Below are 948 nucleotides of genomic sequence, written 5' to 3'. Positions count from 1 at the left end.
TAGACCGCCATGAAGTAGAACCAGCGCTCCAGCAGCAGGGCCCACATCATCAGGGTCAGGAAGAACAGGGCGACCAGTACATCGCCCCCCAATCCCAAAAACCGGCGGACCGACTCGACTTCTTCAATCAACCAGAACCACATGGGTGACTCCTTACGCTGCGGCTTTGGAGGCGTGCAGACGTTCCTGATAACGGGCGACGAAACCGGCGCTCTGCTCTTCCAGCACCTGGATCAGACGACGGCTCTGGGTCTGCACAATGGTGTAGAGGAACAGCATGGGCACCGCGACGACCAGACCCTGCATGGTGGTCACCAGCGCCTCCGAGATACCGCCCGCCATCAGCTTGGGATCGCCGGTACCGAACAATGTGATGGCCTGGAAGGTGGCAATCATCCCCACTACGGTACCGAGCAGACCCAGCAGCGGCGCGACCGAGGCGATCAGCTTGATGATGCTGATGCCCTTCTCGAACTTGGGCACGTTGCGCAGGATGATCTCGTCGAGCTTGGACTCCAGATCCTCGATGTTGTCACCGCGATGGCTCTGGTAGGCCCCCAGCATGTCACCAATGGGGTTGCCCTTGATGATCTGATCAGATTTCAGCTGCTTGCGCATGGACGAGCCGATCAGCGACAGGCGGATACCGCAGAAGATGGCCAGCAGGGTACCGAGCACACCGAGCACCATGATGACGTAACCCACTTCACCACCCTGATCGATCCGCTCCTTGAGAGTCGGTGACTGCACCAGCAGAGAGAGGATCACGCCGCGAGACGGGTCGATAAAGATGGGCTTGACCCCGTCACCGCCCTGTTCAAACTCGGCGATCGGTTCCAGCACCCCCTTGTCAGGTTGACGGGAAAGCTGCTCGAACTTGCCGGTCTCCGGCACGAAGGTGAGGTACTTGCCTTCGGAGACAGTGTTGAACTCACCGATCTGGGTGAC

At 59.5% G+C, this 948-nt stretch carries 1 protein-coding gene and 1 pseudogene; both read right to left on the bottom strand.

Features of this window, described 5'->3' with window-relative positions; all coding sequences use genetic code 11:
* A pseudogene (locus G5358_RS21370) lies at positions 1-143 on the bottom strand (MotA/TolQ/ExbB proton channel family protein); the annotation flags it as partial.
* A gap of 10 nt (positions 144-153) precedes the next feature.
* Positions 154-948: MotA/TolQ/ExbB proton channel family protein (locus G5358_RS21365; RefSeq protein WP_421324912.1), on the bottom strand; the 795-nt coding region annotated here is incomplete at its 5' end.

Origin of the sequence: Aeromonas sp. 604176 (assembly GCF_049170755.1) — a bacterium.
In the GTDB taxonomy this organism is placed as follows: domain Bacteria; phylum Pseudomonadota; class Gammaproteobacteria; order Enterobacterales; family Aeromonadaceae; genus Aeromonas; species Aeromonas veronii_A.
Note: the sequence above shows the minus strand (reverse complement) of the source record. Positions and strands in the feature narration are given on the sequence as shown.